The sequence below is a fragment of the Clostridium sp. AF21-20LB genome, from assembly GCF_003478795.1.
Taxonomy (GTDB): Bacteria; Bacillota; Clostridia; order Lachnospirales; family Lachnospiraceae; genus Otoolea; species Otoolea fessa.
The window spans coordinates 150,972-168,336 of record NZ_QUGD01000001.1 but is presented as its reverse complement, the minus strand read 5'-3'; the positions used below and the strand labels follow the sequence as shown (position 1 = coordinate 168,336).

31 protein-coding genes and 1 pseudogene are annotated in these 17,365 nt (G+C 45.4%); all 32 read left to right on the top strand.

Annotated elements, in window-relative coordinates:
* Window positions 1-254: 254 nt before the first annotated feature.
* The 32 genes and pseudogenes from rpsJ (at window position 255) to DWX76_RS00800 (ending at window position 17,114) form a co-directional block, all read left to right on the top strand.
* Window positions 255-572, top strand: coding sequence for a 30S ribosomal protein S10 (rpsJ, locus tag DWX76_RS00955; protein ID WP_022360576.1), 318 nt, complete (start codon window positions 255-257; stop codon window positions 570-572).
* A gap of 105 nt (window positions 573-677) precedes the next feature.
* Window positions 678-1,313, top strand: a complete 636-nt coding sequence (gene rplC, locus DWX76_RS00950; RefSeq protein WP_022360575.1) for a 50S ribosomal protein L3 — start codon at window positions 678-680, stop codon at window positions 1,311-1,313.
* 29 nt (window positions 1,314-1,342) lie between these two features.
* Window positions 1,343-1,963, top strand: a complete 621-nt coding sequence (rplD, locus tag DWX76_RS00945; protein ID WP_022360574.1) for a 50S ribosomal protein L4 — start codon at window positions 1,343-1,345, stop codon at window positions 1,961-1,963.
* Window positions 1,963-2,262: a 50S ribosomal protein L23 gene (gene rplW, locus DWX76_RS00940; RefSeq protein WP_022360573.1), complete on the top strand. Its 300-nt coding sequence runs from the start codon at window positions 1,963-1,965 to the stop codon at window positions 2,260-2,262. The genes rplD and rplW overlap by 1 nt, the downstream gene beginning before the upstream one ends.
* Window positions 2,263-2,353: 91 nt before the next feature.
* Window positions 2,354-3,193: a 50S ribosomal protein L2 gene (gene rplB / locus DWX76_RS00935; protein ID WP_022360572.1), complete on the top strand. Its 840-nt coding sequence runs from the start codon at window positions 2,354-2,356 to the stop codon at window positions 3,191-3,193.
* 14 nt (window positions 3,194-3,207) lie between these two features.
* Window positions 3,208-3,489: a 30S ribosomal protein S19 gene (rpsS, locus tag DWX76_RS00930; protein WP_022360571.1), complete on the top strand. Its 282-nt coding sequence runs from the start codon at window positions 3,208-3,210 to the stop codon at window positions 3,487-3,489.
* Between the two features lie 26 nt (window positions 3,490-3,515).
* The gene (rplV, locus tag DWX76_RS00925) at window positions 3,516-3,902 is read left to right on the top strand and encodes a 50S ribosomal protein L22 (RefSeq protein WP_022360570.1); all 387 of its coding nucleotides are present in this window, start codon (window positions 3,516-3,518) and stop codon (window positions 3,900-3,902) included.
* A gap of 12 nt (window positions 3,903-3,914) precedes the next feature.
* Window positions 3,915-4,571, top strand: a complete 657-nt coding sequence (rpsC, locus tag DWX76_RS00920; RefSeq protein WP_022360569.1) for a 30S ribosomal protein S3 — start codon at window positions 3,915-3,917, stop codon at window positions 4,569-4,571.
* Window positions 4,571-5,008 (top strand): 50S ribosomal protein L16, encoded by a 438-nt coding sequence (gene rplP, locus DWX76_RS00915; protein ID WP_022360568.1) that lies wholly within the window; start codon window positions 4,571-4,573, stop codon window positions 5,006-5,008. The genes rpsC and rplP overlap by 1 nt, the downstream gene beginning before the upstream one ends.
* The gene (gene rpmC / locus DWX76_RS00910) at window positions 4,998-5,198 is read left to right on the top strand and encodes a 50S ribosomal protein L29 (RefSeq protein WP_022360567.1); all 201 of its coding nucleotides are present in this window, start codon (window positions 4,998-5,000) and stop codon (window positions 5,196-5,198) included. The genes rplP and rpmC overlap by 11 nt, the downstream gene beginning before the upstream one ends.
* Before the next feature lie 39 nt (window positions 5,199-5,237).
* Window positions 5,238-5,492, top strand: coding sequence for a 30S ribosomal protein S17 (rpsQ, locus tag DWX76_RS00905; RefSeq protein ID WP_107000794.1), 255 nt, complete (start codon window positions 5,238-5,240; stop codon window positions 5,490-5,492).
* A gap of 27 nt (window positions 5,493-5,519) precedes the next feature.
* Window positions 5,520-5,888 (top strand): 50S ribosomal protein L14, encoded by a 369-nt coding sequence (rplN, locus tag DWX76_RS00900; protein WP_022360565.1) that lies wholly within the window; start codon window positions 5,520-5,522, stop codon window positions 5,886-5,888.
* 12 nt (window positions 5,889-5,900) lie between these two features.
* Window positions 5,901-6,206, top strand: a complete 306-nt coding sequence (gene rplX / locus DWX76_RS00895; RefSeq protein WP_022360564.1) for a 50S ribosomal protein L24 — start codon at window positions 5,901-5,903, stop codon at window positions 6,204-6,206.
* Between the two features lie 23 nt (window positions 6,207-6,229).
* Entirely contained in the window at window positions 6,230-6,769 is a 540-nt protein-coding gene (gene rplE, locus DWX76_RS00890) for a 50S ribosomal protein L5 (RefSeq protein WP_022360563.1), read from the top strand.
* A gap of 14 nt (window positions 6,770-6,783) precedes the next feature.
* Window positions 6,784-6,969 carry a type Z 30S ribosomal protein S14 gene (locus tag DWX76_RS00885; RefSeq protein ID WP_022345134.1) on the top strand — a complete coding sequence of 62 codons (186 nt, stop codon included), beginning with the start codon at window positions 6,784-6,786 and terminating at the stop codon, window positions 6,967-6,969.
* Window positions 6,970-7,170: 201 nt separating this feature from the next.
* On the top strand, window positions 7,171-7,572 hold the full coding sequence (gene rpsH / locus DWX76_RS00880; protein WP_022360562.1) for a 30S ribosomal protein S8: 402 nt from the start codon (window positions 7,171-7,173) through the stop codon (window positions 7,570-7,572).
* 99 nt (window positions 7,573-7,671) lie between these two features.
* Entirely contained in the window at window positions 7,672-8,214 is a 543-nt protein-coding gene (rplF, locus tag DWX76_RS00875) for a 50S ribosomal protein L6 (protein ID WP_022360561.1), read from the top strand.
* Between the two features lie 17 nt (window positions 8,215-8,231).
* On the top strand, window positions 8,232-8,600 hold the full coding sequence (gene rplR / locus DWX76_RS00870) for a 50S ribosomal protein L18 (RefSeq protein WP_022360560.1): 369 nt from the start codon (window positions 8,232-8,234) through the stop codon (window positions 8,598-8,600).
* Between the two features lie 19 nt (window positions 8,601-8,619).
* Window positions 8,620-9,129 carry a 30S ribosomal protein S5 gene (rpsE, locus tag DWX76_RS00865; RefSeq protein ID WP_022360559.1) on the top strand — a complete coding sequence of 170 codons (510 nt, stop codon included), beginning with the start codon at window positions 8,620-8,622 and terminating at the stop codon, window positions 9,127-9,129.
* A gap of 15 nt (window positions 9,130-9,144) precedes the next feature.
* Window positions 9,145-9,327 (top strand): 50S ribosomal protein L30, encoded by a 183-nt coding sequence (rpmD, locus tag DWX76_RS00860; RefSeq protein ID WP_022360558.1) that lies wholly within the window; start codon window positions 9,145-9,147, stop codon window positions 9,325-9,327.
* A gap of 23 nt (window positions 9,328-9,350) precedes the next feature.
* Complete coding sequence (rplO, locus tag DWX76_RS00855) at window positions 9,351-9,791, top strand: 50S ribosomal protein L15 (RefSeq protein ID WP_022360557.1); 441 nt, start codon at window positions 9,351-9,353, stop codon at window positions 9,789-9,791.
* Between the two features lies 1 nt (window position 9,792).
* On the top strand, window positions 9,793-11,109 hold the full coding sequence (secY, locus tag DWX76_RS00850; protein WP_107000793.1) for a preprotein translocase subunit SecY: 1,317 nt from the start codon (window positions 9,793-9,795) through the stop codon (window positions 11,107-11,109).
* 108 nt (window positions 11,110-11,217) lie between these two features.
* Window positions 11,218-11,862, top strand: coding sequence for an adenylate kinase (locus DWX76_RS00845; protein ID WP_022360555.1), 645 nt, complete (start codon window positions 11,218-11,220; stop codon window positions 11,860-11,862).
* 3 nt (window positions 11,863-11,865) lie between these two features.
* On the top strand, window positions 11,866-12,615 hold the full coding sequence (gene map, locus DWX76_RS00840; RefSeq protein WP_118569961.1) for a type I methionyl aminopeptidase: 750 nt from the start codon (window positions 11,866-11,868) through the stop codon (window positions 12,613-12,615).
* Window positions 12,616-12,866: 251 nt separating this feature from the next.
* Entirely contained in the window at window positions 12,867-13,139 is a 273-nt protein-coding gene (locus tag DWX76_RS00835) for a hypothetical protein (protein WP_117796495.1), read from the top strand.
* A gap of 1 nt (window position 13,140) precedes the next feature.
* Entirely contained in the window at window positions 13,141-13,359 is a 219-nt protein-coding gene (gene infA / locus DWX76_RS00830) for a translation initiation factor IF-1 (RefSeq protein WP_022360552.1), read from the top strand.
* 249 nt (window positions 13,360-13,608) lie between these two features.
* Window positions 13,609-13,722, top strand: a complete 114-nt coding sequence (gene rpmJ, locus DWX76_RS00825; RefSeq protein WP_003497809.1) for a 50S ribosomal protein L36 — start codon at window positions 13,609-13,611, stop codon at window positions 13,720-13,722.
* A 131-nt stretch (window positions 13,723-13,853) separates the two neighbouring features.
* A complete protein-coding gene (gene rpsM, locus DWX76_RS00820; RefSeq protein ID WP_022360551.1) occupies window positions 13,854-14,222 on the top strand; it encodes a 30S ribosomal protein S13 in 369 nt (122 codons plus the stop codon).
* Between the two features lie 75 nt (window positions 14,223-14,297).
* Window positions 14,298-14,699: a 30S ribosomal protein S11 gene (gene rpsK, locus DWX76_RS00815; RefSeq protein ID WP_022360550.1), complete on the top strand. Its 402-nt coding sequence runs from the start codon at window positions 14,298-14,300 to the stop codon at window positions 14,697-14,699.
* 18 nt (window positions 14,700-14,717) lie between these two features.
* Window positions 14,718-15,311 (top strand): 30S ribosomal protein S4, encoded by a 594-nt coding sequence (gene rpsD / locus DWX76_RS00810; protein ID WP_107000789.1) that lies wholly within the window; start codon window positions 14,718-14,720, stop codon window positions 15,309-15,311.
* 126 nt (window positions 15,312-15,437) lie between these two features.
* A pseudogene (locus tag DWX76_RS00805) lies at window positions 15,438-16,399 on the top strand (DNA-directed RNA polymerase subunit alpha).
* 178 nt (window positions 16,400-16,577) lie between these two features.
* Entirely contained in the window at window positions 16,578-17,114 is a 537-nt protein-coding gene (locus DWX76_RS00800; RefSeq protein WP_022360547.1) for a bL17 family ribosomal protein, read from the top strand.
* Window positions 17,115-17,365: the final 251 nt, after the last annotated feature.

The following is a 17,365-nucleotide window of genomic DNA, read 5'->3' as shown; positions in this document are numbered from 1 at the left end:
TTCCCAGAAAGCTGTGTTATTATAACGAAGCTGTGGCATGATAGCGATGAAACGAGAGGTTGCTGCTTATGATAAGCAGGTTATTCCGCGGAGCGAATGTCAAGTTAGGAAACTGGCGACAAGTCACTGTACAAGAATAGAGTATCCTGAAGACAAATGACGGATTTGGTGTGTGGACTGCGAGGACACACACGGGTATGTGTACAGTCACCGCTTGTCGTGCTTAATAGTACGAAAAGGAGGCGACTTTTTTTATGGCAAGTCAAGTAATGAGAATCACACTGAAAGCTTATGATCATCAGCTGGTAGATACATCCGCTGCAAAAATCATTGAGACTGTAAAGAAAAACGGATCAAAGGTGAGTGGACCGGTGCCGCTGCCAACTAAGAAAGAGGTAGTAACCATTCTGCGAGCAGTTCATAAGTACAAAGATTCCAGAGAGCAGTTCGAGCAGAGAACTCATAAGAGACTCATCGATATCATTGCTCCGAGCCAGAAGACAGTTGATGCACTGCAGAGACTGGAAATGCCGGCTGGCGTGTCCATCAACGTAAAGATGAAAAACAAATAATTAAGAATCCTATACTAGTTTAGATAGAGACATCTGGACAGTTCTAGGATGAACGCGGGAGTTTGACGAACGCGTTCCGCTGTAGAAAAACAGGAGGTCAGATTAATGAAGAAAGCGATTTTAGCTACCAAAGTCGGAATGACTCAAATCTTCAACGAAGACGGAGTTTTAACTCCAGTAACCGTTCTTCAGGCTGGACCGTGTGTTGTTACACAGGTTAAGACAGAAGAGAACGATGGCTACAAAGCAGTACAGGTTGGTTTTGTAGACAAGAGAGAAAAACTTGTGACAAAGCCGGTTAAGGGTCATTTTGACAAGGCAGGCGTTGCTTACAAGAGATATGTAAGAGAGTTCCGCTTAGAGAATGCTGAAGAGTATTCTGTAAAAGACGAAATCAAGGCAGACATCTTCGCAGCAGGCGATAAAATTGATGCAACTGCTATTTCCAAAGGTAAAGGTTTCCAGGGTGCCATCAAGAGACACGGCCAGCACAGAGGACCGATGGCTCACGGTTCCAAGTTCCATCGTCATCAGGGTTCCAACGGTTCTGCAACCACACCGGGACGCGTATTTAAGGGCAAAGGAATGCCGGGTCACATGGGCAGCGTAAAAGTAACTGTTCAGAACCTGGAGGTTGTTAAGGTTGATACTGAGAACAACTTACTCCTTGTTAAAGGCTCTGTACCGGGACCGAAGAAATCCTTAGTAACAATCAAAGAGACAGTAAAGGTCGCTAGATAAGGCTTTTACGGGAAAGGAGGAACATACAGATGGCAAACGTATCTGTTTTCAATTTAGAAGGCAACGAAGTTGGCACATTAGAACTGAATGATGCTGTATTCGGTGTAGAAGTAAATGAACATCTGGTTCACATGGCAGTTGTAGCACAGCTTGCTAACAAACGTCAGGGAACTCAGAAAGCAAAAACCCGTTCCGAAGTTTCCGGCGGTGGTAAGAAACCGTGGAGACAGAAAGGTACCGGACATGCAAGACAGGGTTCAACAAGAGCTCCGCAGTGGACGGGCGGCGGCGTAGTATTCGCTCCGACACCACGTGATTACACAATCCGTTTAAATAAGAAAGAGAAGAGAGCTGCTCTTAAATCTGCTCTGACAAGCCGTGTAAACGAGAACAAGTTCATCGTAGTTGAGGCTATGAACTTCGACGAGATCAAGACAAAGAAATTTGTTGAGGTTATGAACAACCTGAAAGTAAACAAAGCTTTAGTTGTTCTGGATGAGGCTTGTGACAAGGCTGTATTATCCGCTAGAAACGTGGCAGACGTTAAGACTGCTTCCGTAAGCACCATCAACGTTTACGATATCCTGAAATACAACACAGTAGTAGCAACCAAGGCTGCTGTAGCTTCTATCGAGGAGGTATATGCATAATGGCAAACGTACAGTACTATGACGTAATCCTCAAACCGGTTGTAACTGAGAAGAGTATGAATGCTATGACAGACAAGAAATACACCTTCCTGGTACACACCGAGGCAAACAAAACTATGATCAAAGAAGCCGTTGAGAAGATGTTCCCGGGCACCAAAGTTAAGAGTGTCAACACCATGAACATGGACGGCAAGACAAAGAGAAGAGGCATGACATTCGGTAAGACAGCTGCAACAAAGAAAGCTATCGTTCAGCTGACCGAGGACAGCAAAGAGATCGAGATCTTCGCTGGTTTATAATTCATCCTCAATAGACAATTATACGACGAACACTATGTCGTGAAAAACATGAAGAAACGCCAGGAGGCGTTGAACGAAAGGAGTCAAAGTCATGGGAATTAAATCTTACAGCCCATATACACCTTCCAGAAGACATATGACCGGCTCTGATTTCTCTGAGATTACAAAATCCACACCGGAGAAATCCTTAGTAGTTTCTTTAAAGAAGAACGCAGGTCGTAACAACCAGGGTAAAATCACCGTTCGTCACAGAGGCGGCGGTTCCAGAAGAAAATATAGAATCATCGACTTCAAGAGAAATGCAAAAGACGGTATCGCAGCAACCGTACTTGGTATCGAGTACGATCCGAACCGTACAGCAAACATCGCTCTGATCTGCTACGCAGACGGCGAGAAAGCTTATATCCTTGCTCCGGCTGGTTTACAGGTTGGACAGAAGGTTATGAGCGGTGCAGAGGCTGAGGCAAAAGTTGGTAACTGCTTACCGCTTTCTGAAATCCCGGTTGGTGCACAGATTCACAACATCGAGCTTCTTCCGGGCAAGGGTGGTCAGCTGGTTCGTTCCGCTGGTAACTCTGCTCAGTTAATGGCTAAAGAAGGCAAATATGCAACCCTTAGATTACCGTCCGGAGAGATGAGAATGGTTCCGATCAGCTGCCGCGCTACTATCGGTGTAGTTGGCAACGGCGACCACAACCTGATCAATATCGGTAAGGCTGGTAGAAAACGTCACATGGGTATTCGTCCGACTGTCCGCGGTTCTGTTATGAACCCGAATGACCATCCGCATGGTGGTGGTGAGGGCAAGACCAGTATCGGTCGTCCAGGTCCTTGCACACCTTGGGGCAAACCGGCACTCGGCCTGAAGACCAGAAAGAAAAACAAACAGTCTAATAAGTTAATCGTAAGAAGAAGAAACGGTAAACAGTAATAGGAGGTATACTAATGGGTCGTTCATTAAAAAAAGGACCATTTGCAGATGCTCATCTTTTAAAGAAAGTAGATGAGATGAACGCAGCAGGACAGAAACAGGTTATCAAAACCTGGTCCCGCCGTTCCACAATCTTCCCGCAGATGGTTGGACATACAATCGCAGTTCACGATGGTAGAAAACATGTTCCGGTATACGTGACAGAGGACATGGTTGGACATAAACTCGGTGAGTTCGTAGCCACTAGAACTTACAGAGGCCACGGAAAAGACGAGAAGAAAGCAGGACGTAAGTAAGTTACGCTTGAAAGGAGGTTTCACCAATGGCTAAAGGACATAGATCCCAGATTAAAAGAGAAAGAAATGCTAATAAGGATACGAGACCGTCGGCTAAGCTGTCTTACGCCAGAGTATCCGTTCAGAAAGCATGCTTCGTATTAGATGCCATCAGAGGCAAAGATGTGAAGACAGCGCTTGGTATTGTAACATACAATCCTAGATATGCTTCTACTTTAATTAAAAAATTACTCGAGTCTGCTGTTGCTAACGCAGAGAACAACAACCAGATGAATCCGGAGAACCTGTACGTTGCAGAATGCTTCGCTAACAAGGGACCGACAATGAAGAGAGTAAAACCGAGAGCACAGGGCCGCGCTTACAGAATCGAAAAGAGAATGAGCCACATCACAATCGTGCTTGATGAGAAATAAGAGGAGGCAATTATGGGACAGAAAGTTAATCCGCACGGCTTAAGAGTCGGTGTTATTAAAGACTGGGATTCCAGATGGTATGCGGAAGCTGATTTTGCAGATAACCTGGTAGAGGATCACAAAATCAGAACCTTCCTTAAGAAGAAATTATACAGCGCCGGTGTTTCCAAAATCGAAATCGAGCGCGCTTCTGATAAAGTAAAAATCATTCTTTACACTGCTAAACCGGGCGTTGTTATCGGTAAGGGCGGCGCAGAGATCGAGAAGACAAAAGCTCAGGTTCAGAAATTAACTGACAAGAAAGTTTTTGTAGACATCAAAGAAGTTAAGAGACCAGACAGAGACGCTCAGCTCGTTGCAGAGAACATCGCTCAGCAGCTTGAGAACCGTATTTCCTTCCGTCGTGCGATGAAGTCCGCTATGGGCAGAACCATGAAGGCTGGAGCTAAGGGTATCAAGGCTTCCGTATCCGGACGTCTTGGCGGTGCTGATATGGCTCGTACAGAGTTCTACAGCGAGGGCACTATCCCGCTTCAGACATTAAGAGCAGATATTGACTACGGTTTCGCTGAGGCAAACACAACATACGGCAAGACCGGTGTTAAGGTTTGGATCTACAAAGGCGAGGTACTTCCTGCGAAAGGAAATAAGGAAGGGAGCGATAAATAATGTTAATGCCGAAAAGAGTAAAGCGTCGTAAACAGTTCCGTGGTACCATGGCCGGCAAGGCGCTTAGAGGAAATGTAATCAACTACGGTGAGTACGGTTTAGTCGCTACAGAACCGTGCTGGATCAAATCCAACCAGATCGAGGCAGCCCGTGTTGCCATGACCCGTTACATCAAACGTGGTGGTAAAGTTTGGATTAAGATTTTCCCGGATAAACCAGTAACTGCTAAACCGGCTGAGACTCGTATGGGTTCCGGTAAAGGCGCACTTGAGTACTGGGTAGCAGTAGTAAAACCAGGCCGCGTAATGTTCGAGATCGCGGGTGTACCAGAGGAGACAGCGAGAGAAGCGCTTCGTCTTGCTATGCACAAACTTCCGTGCAAGTGCAAGATTGCTTCTAAAGCAGATTTAGAAGGCGGTGATAACAGTGAAAATTAATAAGTATGTAGAAGATTTAAAAGCTAAGACATCTGCAGAATTAAACGAAGAATTAGTAGCTGCTAAGAAGGAACTCTTCAACTTAAGATTCCAGAACGCTACCAACCAGCTGGATAATACAAGCAGAATTAAAGAAGTTCGCAGAAACATCGCTCGTATTCAGACTGTTATTACAGAGAAAGCGAACTAATTATCATAGATTCCTAAAATAGGAAAGGAGATATCTACCGTGGAAAGAAATCTTAGAAAAACACGTACCGGTAAGGTAGTAAGCAACAAGATGGACAAAACAATCGTAGTTGCTATCGAAAACCACGTAAAACATCCTTTAATCGGTAAGATTGTTAAGAGAACTTATAAATTAAAAGCACACGACGAGAACAACGAGTGCGGTATCGGTGATACTGTAAAGGTAATGGAAACAAGACCGTTATCCAAGGATAAGAGATGGAGACTCGTCGAAATTATCGAGAAAGCGAGATAATTTCTAAATCAGAAAGGAGTATTGGGCATGATTCAGCAGGAGACCAGATTAAAGGTTGCCGACAATACCGGTGCGAAAGAATTACTCTGTATCCGCGTTATGGGCGGCTCTACTAGAAGATATGCAAATATTGGCGATGTAATCGTTGCCAGCGTTAAAGATGCAACACCAGGCGGTGTTGTAAAGAAAGGCGATGTAGTGAAGGCCGTTGTTGTACGTACCGTTAAGGGCGCACGCCGTAAAGATGGTTCCTACATCAAATTTGATGAGAACGCAGCCGTTATCATCAAAGACGACAAGAACCCGAGAGGAACCCGTATTTTTGGGCCGGTTGCCAGAGAGCTTCGTGAGAAACAGTTTATGAAGATTGTTTCCCTGGCTCCGGAAGTACTGTAGGAGGTGTCAGCTGTGCATAAAATTAAAAAAGGCGACCTGGTAAAGGTTATCACAGGTAAAGACAAAGACAAAACCGGAAAAGTTCTTTCCGTTAATGTAAAGAAGAATACAGTCCTGGTTGAGGGATGCAACATGGTAACAAAGCATACCAAACCGTCTGCAGCTAATCAGCAGGGCGGCATCATCCATCAGGAAGGCGCGCTTGACATTTCCAACGTTATGCTGGTAGTGGATGGCAAGGCTACGAGAGTTGGCTTCAAAGTAGAAGACGGCAAGAAAGTCCGCGTTGCTAAGGCAACCGGTAAAGTAATTGACTAATACAGAGAGGAGGAACGTTAAAATTGGCTAGATTAAAAGAAATGTATCAGAGCGAAATCGTAGACGCTATGATCAAAAAATTCGGATATAAAAATATCATGGAAGTGCCGAAGCTGGACAAGATTGTTATCAACATGGGCGTTGGCGAGGCAAAAGAAAATGCTAAAGTTCTGGACTCTGCTGTAAGAGATATGGAAATCATCACTGGCCAGAAGGCAGTTCTTACAAAAGCGAAAAAATCAGTCGCTAACTTCAAACTTAGAGAGGGTATGGCTATCGGCTGTAAAGTTACCCTGCGTGGCGAGAAGATGTATGAGTTCGCTGATCGTCTGATCAACCTGGCTCTTCCGCGAGTAAGAGACTTCCGCGGTGTAAATCCGAACGCATTTGACGGCAGAGGCAACTACGCTCTGGGTATCAAAGAGCAGCTTATCTTCCCGGAGATCGAGTACGATAAAGTAGATAAGGTAAGAGGTATGGATATCATCTTCGTTACCACTGCTAAGACCGACGAAGAAGCACGTGAGCTGTTAACTCAGTTCAACATGCCATTTGCTAAATAATAGGAGGATTTATCATGGCTAAAACTTCAATGAAGATTAAACAGCAGCGTCCGGCAAAATTCTCCACCAGAGAATATAACCGCTGCAGAATCTGCGGTCGTCCGCATGCATATTTAAGAAAATACGGCATCTGCAGAGTTTGCTTCCGTGAATTAGCTTACAAGGGCGAAATTCCGGGCGTAAAGAAAGCAAGCTGGTAGGCATTGAGCACTTGATGAGGTAGTTTCGAATCTAGTGCGAAAGCCCGTCCCGAGACTTAGTGAGTCAGAGTCGAAGACGATAGACGAGCTTAGTCGAGTGGACGATGCCTATATTATAGAGGACACATCCTAGTGTTCCCAAAACCCACCGAAACCCACTTACAGTAAGTGGTAGTCAAATTATAAGGAGGCACACTCAAAATGACAATGAGCGATCCGATTGCAGATATGCTTACAAGAATCCGTAATGCTAACACTGCAAAACATGATACAGTAGATGTTCCGTCTTCCAAGATGAAATTAGCAATCGCTGACATCCTGGTAAAGGAAGGTTTCATCAAGAAATATGACGTTGTTGAGGACGGCAATTTCAAGACTATCCGTATTACCTTAAAGTACGGTAAAGACAAAAACGAGAAAATCATCTCCGGCATCAAGAGAATTTCCAAACCGGGTCTGCGTATCTACGCAAACAAGGAAGATATGCCGAAGGTACTGGGCGGTTTAGGTGTAGCTATCATCTCCACCAACCAGGGCGTTATCACTGACAAGCAGGCAAGAGAACTCGGCGTAGGCGGAGAAGTTCTTGCATTTGTTTGGTAAACCGAAAGCATCATCATCGGTTTAGACAAGGTATAGATACAACTGAAAACAGAGAAGCCGCTCAGGCTTCTCCGAAAATCTAAGTAGGAGGTAAAAGGCATGTCACGTATCGGAAGAATGCCAGTTGCGATTCCGGCGGGCGTAACCGTAACAATCGCAGAGAACAATTTAGTGACTGTAAAAGGTCCGAAGGGAACACTTGAGAGAGAACTCCCGGTTGAGATGAACATCAAAGAAGAGGATGGTCATATCGTAGTTACCAGACCGAACGACTTAAAGAAAATGAAATCTTTACACGGTCTGACAAGAACCTTAATTAACAACATGATTCATGGTGTAACAGAAGGCTATGAGAAAGTGCTGGAAGTTAACGGTGTTGGTTACAGAGCAGCAAAGCAGGGCAAGAAACTGGTTCTCAGCCTTGGTTACTCCCATCCGGTAGAGATGGAAGATCCGGAAGGCATTGAGACTGTTCTGGAAGGACAGAACAAGATCACTGTTAAAGGTATCAGCAAAGAAAAAGTTGGCCAGTATGCAGCTGAGATTCGGGATAAGAGAAGACCTGAGCCGTACAAGGGCAAAGGTATTAAGTATGCCGATGAGGTTATCAGACGTAAAGTTGGTAAGACTGGTAAGAAATAATTAAGGAGAGTGTGAAGATGGTTAGCAAACAGTCAAGAAGCGAAATTCGCGTTAAAAAACACGTTAGATTACGCAACCGTTTTTCTGGCACAGCCGAGAGACCGCGTTTAGCAGTGTTTAGAAGTAATAATCATATGTATGCTCAGATCATTGATGATACAGTTGGAAAAACTTTAGTAGCAGCTTCCACTGCCGAGAAGGAAGTTAAAGCTGAACTGGAGAAGACGAACGATGTTGCAGCAGCAGCTCACGTTGGAACTGTAATCGCTAAGAGAGCGCTTGAAAAAGGTATTAAAGAAGTTGTCTTCGATAGAGGCGGATTTATTTACCACGGAAAAGTTCAGGCATTAGCAGATGCAGCCCGCGAGGCTGGTCTGGAATTCTAGTAGGAAGGAGAACATACACATGAAACGTACAAAAATTGATGCCAACCAGTTCGAGTTAGAGGATACTGTAGTGGCAATCAAACGTGTATCCAAGACCGTTAAGGGCGGACGTACAATGCGTTTTTCCGCTTTAGTAGTAGTTGGAGATAAAAACGGCCACGTTGGTGCTGGTATGGGAAAAGCTGCTGAGGTTCCGGAAGCAATCCGCAAGGGCAAAGAGGCAGCTGCCAGAAACCTGATGGAGGTTCCGTTCGATGAGAACAATAGCATCCCGCACGATTTCCTCGGCAAATTCGGAAGCGCTAACGTACTTCTGAAGAAGGCTCCGGAAGGTACCGGTATTATCGCTGGTGGTCCGGCTCGTGCCGTACTGGATCTGGCTGGTTACAAGAACATCCGTACAAAATCCCTTGGTTCCAACAACAAGGCAAACGTAGTTCTTGCTACCCTGGCAGGCTTAGGTTCTTTAAAGACTCCGGAAGAGGTTGCAAAACTTCGCGGTAAGTCTGTAGAAGAAATTCTGAACTAATAGGAGGAGATAAAAATGGCAGAGAAATTAAAAATCACATTGGTTAAGTCTCCTATTGGCGCTATCCCGAAGCAGAAAGCAACGGTTGCAGCTCTTGGTTTAAACAAGACTGGCAAGACAGTTGAGCAGCCGGACAACGCCGCTATCAGAGGCATGATCCAGAATGTTAGACATTTAGTTAAAGTAGAGGAAATCTAAGATATTTGCAAGGAGGTGCAGTCATGGATTTATCCAATTTAAAGCCGGCGGTAGGCTCTAAGCACAGCGACAGCTTCAGAAGAGGTCGTGGTCACGCATCAGGCAACGGTAAGACTGCTGGTAAGGGACATAAGGGACAGAAAGCTCGTTCCGGCGCTCCGAGACCAGGATTTGAAGGCGGTCAGATGCCGTTATATAGACGTCTCCCGAAGAGAGGCTTCACAAACAGAAATTCTAAGACCATCGTTGGTATCAACGTAAGCGCTCTTGAGAGATTCGAGAACGACACAGTTGTTACGGTTGAAACATTAATCGAAGCAGGCATCGTAAAGAACCCGCGTGACGGCGTTAAGATCCTCGGCAATGGCGAGCTGACCAAAAAGCTGAACGTAAAGGTTGATGCGGTAAGTGAAGGCGCGAAAGCTAAGATCGAGGCCGTTGGCGGAACCTGCGAGGTGATCTAATATGTTAAAAACGCTCCAGAATGCATTTAAGATAAAAGAGGTCAGAGAAAAACTCCTCTATACGTTCTTTATGCTGGTTGTGACCCGTATCGGATCGCAGCTGCCGATTCCCGGAGTTAATACAACATTTTTCCAGGAACTGTTTACAAGACAGTCCAATGATGCGTTTGGTTTCTTCAATACGATTACCGGCGGTTCGTTCACGAACATGTCGGTATTCGCATTGAGTATTACCCCGTACATCACTTCTTCCATTATCATGCAGCTTCTGACAATTGCAATTCCGAAATTAGAGGAAATGCAGCAGGAGGGCGAGGACGGAAGAAAGAAGATTGCGGAATATACGCGTTACCTTACGGTTGCACTGGCGCTGATGCAGTCCGTCGCTATGGCGATCGGTTTCGGCGGCAAGGGACTTTTAGTTGAGTTTACTGCCCTGAATGTGATTGTCGCTATTGTGACAATGACAGCCGGAAGTGCCATGCTGATGTGGATCGGTGAGCGAATCACCGAGAACGGCGTCGGAAACGGTATTTCTATCGTGCTTCTGTTCAATATCATTTCAACCATGCCAAGCGATATGATTACGCTCTATGAGCGTTTCCTGCAGGGCAAGATCGTGGCGGTTGCAGTTGTAACAGCCGTGATTATCGTAGCGGTTATCGTAGCGATGGTTGTATTTGTTATCATTTTACAGGATGCAGAGCGGAGAATTCCGGTTCAGTATTCTAAAAAGATGCAGGGACGTAAGATGGTTGGCGGTCAGTCCACAAGCATCCCGTTAAAAGTAAATACAGCAGGTGTTATTCCTGTTATCTTTGCTTCATCCCTGATGTCTTTCCCGGTGGTAATTGCTGGATTTTTCCAGGTTAATTATGACACCATCGGAGGAAAGATTCTTCTGGCTCTGAATTCCAGCTCCTGGTTTAATCCAGAGCGTCCGGCTTATTCAGTTGGTTTAATTGTCTACATCGCGTTGATTATTGTGTTTGCGTATTTCTACACATCCATTACATTCAACCCGCTTGAAGTAGCAAACAACATGAAGAAATCTGGCGGCTTCATCCCGGGCATTCGTCCAGGAAAGCCAACATCCGATTACCTGGATGGAATTCTGGAGTATATTATACTGATTGGTGCCTGCGGACTGATCATTGTCTGCCTGGTTCCGATCATTGTCTCTGGACTGTTCTCAGTGAGCCGTCTCTCCTTCGGAGGTACTTCTCTTATCATTATCGTAGGTGTAGTACTTGAGACAATCAAAGCAGTCGAATCACAGATGCTGGTTCGCAACTATAAAGGATTCTTAAACGACTAAGACAACTCGCTTTCTGGGCGGGAGCTTGCTTACTTTACGGCTGGAGGTGGCCGGAGACAGCTCCTGCCTGGAGGCGATTCTGTTGTATATAGGGAGATTGTAACCATTATGAAGATTGTTATGTTAGGAGCACCGGGAGCCGGAAAAGGAACACAGGCTCAGAGAATTGCAGAAAAATACGGCATTCCGCACATTTCTACCGGAGATATTTTCCGTTCCAATATCAAGGCAGGCACAGAGCTTGGTAAAAAAGCAAAATCGTTCATCGATCAGGGGCTTTTAGTACCGGACGAGGTAACGATCGGCATGCTTCTTGACCGGATCCATGAGGCTGACTGCAAGAACGGCTATATTCTGGATGGATTCCCAAGAACGATCCCGCAGGCTGAGAGTCTGACAGAGGCGCTGGCAGCAAACGGCGAGGCGATTGATTTCGCGCTCAACGTAGATGTGCCGGATGCAAACATCGTAAACCGCATGGCAGGACGCCGTGCGTGCTTAAAGTGCGGCGCTACCTACCACATCCAGTTCGCAGCACCGAAAAAAGAAGGAATCTGCGACAAGTGCGGTTCTGAGCTGGTGCTTCGTGATGATGACAAGCCGGAGACTGTACAGAAACGTCTGGAAATATACCATGACCAGACACACCCGCTGATCGAGTACTATGAGAAGAAGGGCGTTCTTCATACGGTAGACGGTACACAGACCATGGAAGACGTATTCAAGAACATTACGGATATTTTGGGAGCTTAAAACATGGCAGTGACGATAAAATCTCCCAGGGAGATTGAACTGATGCGTGAGGCGGGAAGAATTCTCGCCAAAACGCATGAGGAACTGGCGAAGAATCTTCGGCCGGGTATGTCCACCTGGGATATTGATCATATGGGAGAGAAAATCATCCGGAGTTACGGCTGCATTCCCTCGTTCAAAAATTACAACGGCTATCCCGCATCGATCTGCGTCTCTGTCAATGATGAGGTTGTACATGGAATCCCGCACAAGGAACATTTTCTCGATGAGGGAGACATCGTCAGTCTGGATGCAGGAGTGATCTACAAAGGATACCACTCAGACGCAGCCCGGACTTACGGCATCGGAGAGATCGACGATGATGCCAAAAAACTGATTGAAGTTACCAGACAGAGCTTCTTTGAGGGAATTAAATTTGCCAAAGCTGGCAATCATCTCAATGACATCTCTGCAGCGATCCAGAAATATGCCGAAAGTTTCGGTTTTGGTGTTGTCAGGGATCTGGTTGGTCATGGAATCGGTTCCCATCTGCATGAGGATCCGGAGATTCCGAATTTTGCAAGAAAAAGAAAAGGAATTCTCTTACAGCCCGGCATGACGCTCGCGATCGAGCCGATGATTACCGAGGGCAGCTACGAAGTAGTCTGGCTCGATGATGACTGGACCGTCATGACGGAAGATGGCGGCTGGGCTGCTCATTATGAAAATACGATTCTTATTACAGAGGGCGAACCTGAGATCCTTTCCTTATAAAGAAGAAGTAAGCTGGGGAAGTTTTTACGAAGACCTAAGCAGGCTTTCCGATTACAGTATGTACGCATCTTGAGGCAGATGTCCGAGCCGATCAATAAGGCGGGCAATGGCAAAAATTCTTTGTCGAAGACAAATCTGCATGAATTTTTGCCCTGTTTGCGAACTAAGTGAGCAAATAGGCAAGCGAACAAACTGTAATCTGAGAACTGCGGCGGGAGCGGAAACACCTGTCTACAGAAACGGAGATCAGAATGACGGAATATGGAACTGGCTGTCTGGTTCGCTCACTTGCGGGCCACGACAAAGGCACTTATTATATTATAGTCAGAGAAGATGCACGCTACGTGTATCTGGCAGACGGACGCACTAAAACCGCCGCCAAGCCGAAACGCAAGAAGAGAAAGCACGTGCAGTTCTCCCACAAATGGGATGAGGCGCTGGCAGCCCAGTTTGCGGACGGAGCGGCAGTCCAGGATGAAGCGATTCGCTATTTCATTCAGAAATCATTGCAGGGAGGTATATAGAATGTCGAAAGCAGATGTAATTGAGATTGAGGGCGTAGTAGCAGAGAAGCTGCCGAACGCTATGTTTAAGGTAGAACTGGAAAACGGACACATCGTACTTGCTACGATCAGCGGAAAACTCCGTATGAACTACATCCGTATTCTGCCGGGCGATAAGGTTACAATGGAAATGTCGCCATACGATCTCTCTAAGGGAAGAATCATTTGGAGAGATAAATAAAGACCAATCCATTTTTCTCAATAAAAATATTGAGAGAAGTGTAAATTTCGCTTGCATTATAGGATTTTAAATGTTATAATGCTTTAGCGAACTTTGTTGAAGCATCAGGTAAGATCCGCCCTTTTGTCCTCTCACGGCAGGGGGATGGAACGAGTCTGTTGTACCTGTAAGTCCGACACAGGACTACAATAGGTTATAAAAAATTGTATGTCCGAGATTGGACGGACTATTACGGAAAGGAGAATTGCTGTGAAGGTTAGATCATCGGTTAAACCAATTTGCGAAAAGTGCAAGATCATCAAGAGAAAAGGCAGTATCAGAGTAATCTGTGAGAATCCGAAGCACAAACAAAGACAGGGCTAATTTGATTTAGCACCTATTTTTTCGCGCGGCTTTCTATTATGAACCACTCGGATGAGTTGTTCAGTAGTTTAAGCAAATTTATACATTATCAACGAAGAAGTAAGAAAAACTAATGGAGGTGTACTACACACATGGCTCGTATTTCAGGTGTCGATTTACCAAGAGAGAAACGCGTAGAGATCGGCTTGACTTACATCTACGGTATCGGTAGAGCAAGTGCAGCCCGTATCCTGGCCGAAGCTGAAGTTAATCCTGACACTCGTGTTAAGGACTTAACTGACGACGAAGTTAAGAAGCTTGCGGCAATCATCGCTGACAGTCAGGTGGTTGAGGGTGATCTGAGAAGAGAGATCGCTATGAACATCAAGAGACTGCAGGAGATTGGATGCTACAGAGGCATCCGTCATAGAAAGAGCCTTCCGGTTCGTGGTCAGAAGACAAAGACCAACGCTAGAACTCGTAAGGGTCCGAGAAAGACAGTAGCAAACAAGAAGAAATAATTAAGTAACAAGGAAACTGAATCAGGTTAGGTTTAGCAACAGGATTCAATATTTGAGAAAGTAGGTTAGTTTAAAATGGCTAAAAAAGTGTCCACTGGCAAGAAAGTGACAAAAAAGCGTGTAAAGAAAAACGTTGAACGCGGACAGGCGCACATCCAGTCATCTTTTAATAACACAATCGTTACTTTAACAGATGCACAGGGTAATGCCTTATCATGGGCAAGTGCAGGCGGTCTGGGATTTAGAGGTTCAAGGAAATCTACTCCATATGCAGCTCAGATGGCTGCAGAAACTGCAACGAAGGCAGCTCTTATCCATGGCTTAAAGTCTGTAGACGTTATGGTAAAAGGTCCGGGATCAGGTCGTGAAGCAGCAATCCGTGCTCTTCAGGCATGTGGTCTGGAAGTAACAAGCATTAAGGACGTAACTCCGGTTCCGCATAACGGATGCCGTCCGCCGAAACGTAGAAGAGTCTAATTAGGAGGTGCAAGTAAAGTGGCAGTAGATAGAGTTCCTGTACTTAAAAGATGTAGATCTCTTGACCTTGATCCGGTTTATTTAGGAATCGACAAGAAATCAACGAGAAAATTAACGAGAGCCAACAGAAAGATGAGCGAGTATGCACTCCAGCTGAGAGAGAAGCAGAAAGCAAAATTCATCTACGGTGTGTTAGAGAAACCGTTTAGAAATTACTATGCAAAAGCATCCAGAATGAATGGTCAGGTCGGTGCTAACCTGATGATCCTTCTGGAGTGCAGACTGGATAATGTATTATTCAGAATGGGCTTTGGCCGTACAAGAAAAGAGACACGTCAGATCGTAGATCACAAGCACGTTCTCGTAAACGGCAAGAGCGTAAACATCCCGTCCTACTTAGTTAAGGCTGGCGATGTAATCGAGATCAAAGAGAAGTACAAATCTTCACAGAGATATAAAGATATCGCTGAGGTAACCGGCGGAAGAATGGTACCGGCATGGCTGGAAGTTGACGCTGAGAACCTGAAAGGTACTGTTAAAGAGTTACCGAGCAGAGACGAAATTGACGTTCCTGTAAACGAAGTGCTTATCGTCGAGCTGTACTCCAAATAATAAGAAGTATTACTATTATGTTAGTCCAGAATCTCCCATGTATCTGCTTTGGCAGCTGCTTGGGAGATTCCGAGACTACAAGAGTATGGCAGACCCTCAAAAATGTTCCCAAAAGGAGGGGCTATCGTGTTCGATTTTGAAAAACCAAAAATTGAAATTGCTGAGATTTCCGAAGACAAAAGATATGGCAAATTTGTGGTTGAACCGCTGGAAAGAGGCTATGGTACCACATTAGGCAATTCTTTAAGAAGAATTATGCTTTCCTCTTTGCCTGGTGCAGCAGTAAGTCAAGTGAAAATCGACGGCGTTTTGCATGAGTTCAGTTCTATCCCTGGTGTAAAAGAGGATGTAACTGAAATTATCATGAACATCAAGAGTCTGGCGATCAAAAACAGCAGCGAGACGAATGAGCCGAAGACGGCTTATATCGAGTTCGAGGGCGAAGGCGTCATCACAGCAGCTGACATTCACGCTGATTCTGACATTGAGATTTTGAATCCGGACCAGGTCATCGCTACATTAAGCGGCGGCGCGGACAGCAAATTCTACATGGAGCTGACGATCACGAAGGGCCGCGGCTACATCAGCGCAGATAAGAACAAGAGTGAAGATCTTCCGATCGGAGTTCTGGCTGTTGATTCTATCTACACACCGGTGGAGCGTGTCAATATGACCGTTGAGAACACCCGTGTGGGTCAGGTGACAGATTATGATAAGCTGACATTAGATGTATACACAAATGGAACGCTGGCACCAGACGAAGCTGTCAGCCTGGCAGCAAAGGTTCTGAGCGAGCATCTGAACCTCTTCATTGACCTTTCCGAGAATGCCAAGACCGCAGAGGTTATGGTAGAGAAGGAAGACAACGAGAAAGAGAAAGTGCTTGAGATGAACATCGACGAGCTGGAGTTATCCGTTCGTTCTTACAACTGTTTAAAGAGAGCCGGAATCAATACAGTGGAGGAGCTGTGCAACCGCACACCGGAAGATATGATGAAAGTCAGAAATCTGGGCCGCAAATCCCTGGAAGAGGTTCTTGCAAAACTGAAAGAATTAGCCTGCAGCTCAACCCGAGCGAAGAGGCTTAAGATACCGCGTGGGTGGACGTGCTTTGCAGTGCGTCCCTTTCATGCAGATACGGGGACGGGTAAGTCCGAATGGCACAGGTCCCTGCATAACCATCAAACAATTATATTTTATATAGCAGACATTCAGTAAGTCCAAAGGGCATGAGTGCCGGCTTCCGCAAATGGAGGAGAAAGAATCATGGCAGGATATAGAAAACTTGGAAGAACTTCCAGTCAGAGAAAAGCAATGCTGCGCAGCCTGGTAACCGCACTGTTATTCAACGGCAAGATCGTTACCACTGAGGCAAGAGCAAAAGAAGTGAAGAAGATCGCTGAGGGTCTGATCGCTCTGGCAGTAAAAGAGAAAGATAACTTCGAGACCGTTAAAGTTACCGCTAAGGTAGCTCGCAAAGACGAGAACGGCAAGAGAGTAAAAGAAGTTGTTGACGGCAAGAAAGTTACCGTTTACGACGAAGTAGAGAAAGAGATCAAGAAAGATAAAGCTTCCAGACTTCACGCTAGAAGACAGATGCTGAAGGTTCTCTACGATGTAACAGACGTTCCGACTGCAAGAGCAGGCAAGAAGAAAAACACTAAGAAGGTAGATATGCCGGCTAAGCTGTTTGATGAGCTTGCACCGAAGTACGCTAACCGCAATGGTGGTTACAGCCGTATCGTTAAGATCGGTCAGCGTAAGGGCGACGGCGCTATGGAAGTTCTGTTAGAGCTGGTATAATTTAGATAGATTCGTTTGTTTAAGTTGTATCAAATCTTCGTTCTTTTACGCAAGTTTTGAATCGTAAGATGATTTTATATCCCCGGTTTGGGAGACAGAGAAATCTGTCTTCTGAACCGGGTTTTTTGACGTTAGAATGGAATTTTTCAGGTTTTCCATTTACCTTGAGAAAAAGTCAGGGTTTTAATAACACTTGAATGAAAAAAATAGAAAGAATGGCGCAAAAATAGCAGACTGAATTTTACGGTTTT